The following is a 1,518-nucleotide window of genomic DNA, read 5'->3' as shown; positions in this document are numbered from 1 at the left end:
GTCGCCCCGGCCCGCCGGACCGGACTCGGGTGCACGTCCCCGTCCAGCAGGTCGCCGAAGCCGACCTCCAGCTTGTCCTGGAGCAGCCCGGCGCAGGCCAGCGCGGAGACCGCCTCCAGGGTGTCCCGGCGCTCCGGCGTCGTCAGCCCGACGTCCTCCCGCAGCCGGCCCTCGGCCAGCGCGTGGTACCAGGTCTCCAGCAGCCACAGCCGCAGCGTGGACCGGTCCCAGCTGCGGGTGTCCAGCCGGTGCGGGTCGTTGCGCGGCCGGTCGCGCTCCAGCGTGCGGTGGCGGTGCAGCTCCCGGGCGATCTGGAGGTAGAGCGGCGACTCGGTGGCCTCCGCCGTCTCCACGATCCAGTCGAGGCGGCGCTCGTCCGACTCGGCGGCGCGGTCCTCCACGAAGTGCAGCGCCTCCTCCTCGCTGAGCGGCTCCAGCTCGATGATCGCGGCGTGCGTCCCCTCCAGCGGCGTGTGCGGCCGGGACGCGATGACCAGCGGGAGGCGTTCTTCGTAGGCGCGCTCGATGGCCCGCCGGATGATGTTGTCCCGGTCGTCCTGGAACCGCTCGCCGAGCACCGCCTCCTCCAGCCCGTCCGCGATGACCACCGGCTTGTCGTCCGCGAGCAGTTGCTGCCAGACGCGCTCGTTCTTGCTGCGCGCCAGGATGCCCTGCGGCGCCTCCTCCGCGAACCGGCGGCGGGCCAGCTTCTCGAAGTCCAGCTCGCCCTGGTCCGCGGTGTCCCGCAGCCGGACGGGTACCGGCACGGCGCCCTGCCGGGCCAGCATCTCCGTCAGCCGCACCAGGACCGCCGTCTTGCCCGTCCCCAGGCCGCCGACCAGCAGGTACGGCCGGCGGGTGGCCCGGTCGCGCAGCCGCTCCGCGATGACCTGCGCCACCTCCTGGCGGCCGACGATCTCCGCCGTGTCCGGCCCGGCCGTGGGCACCAGCGCGTGCGGCCTGTGCCGGGCCTTGGCCAGGTAGCGCCGCTTCGTCCAGCTGTACCAGCAGATCAGGAACGCCGCCGAGGCGATCCCGGCCGTCAGCACCGGCCCGACGAAGCGGATCAGCGCGTCGAACCCCGCGTTCCCCTTGCGCCACGTCTCGAACGGCGTCGTCTCCCCGGTGACGACGATGTACACGCCCTCCACACACCAGGCGGCCACCACCAGCGCGATCAGCAGGCAGCAGGCGCGCGAGACGGCCGTGTACGAGTTCCAGCGGCGCCACTTGCCCGGGCGCGGCGCCCCGTGCCGCGCCTCCCGGCGGACCGTGCGGCGGTGGCTCCGCGACAGCACCGCCCAGTGCAGCGCGGCCGCCGCCCGACGGAGGGGGAGGGTGGCCACGGGGGCGGGGCGGGGGCGGGATTTGCCGGGTGGTCGGCGGACGACCTGCGTCATGCGGCGTCTCCTCCCGGAGGGGCGGGGAGGTGTGGCCTTAAGTGGCCGTGCGGAGCGCGGCGTTCGTTTCACGGTAGGCACGGCGGGAGTGCGGCCGCAAGCGGGGGCTGCGCGGGCT

The 1,518-nt window shown here is 74.9% G+C and carries 1 protein-coding gene; it reads right to left on the bottom strand.

Translation table 11 applies throughout. From position 1 onward, the window contains the following. Positions 1-1,400, bottom strand: a 1,400-nt coding sequence (locus JNW98_RS32660; protein WP_372459383.1) for an NACHT domain-containing protein, incomplete at its 3' end; no start/stop codon positions are given. Positions 1,401-1,518 lie beyond the last annotated feature (118 nt).

The sequence above is a fragment of the Streptomyces huiliensis genome, assembly GCF_020037025.1.
In the GTDB taxonomy this organism is placed as follows: domain Bacteria; phylum Actinomycetota; class Actinomycetes; order Streptomycetales; family Streptomycetaceae; genus Streptomyces; species Streptomyces huiliensis.
This window is presented reverse-complemented; position numbering and strand designations above follow the sequence as displayed.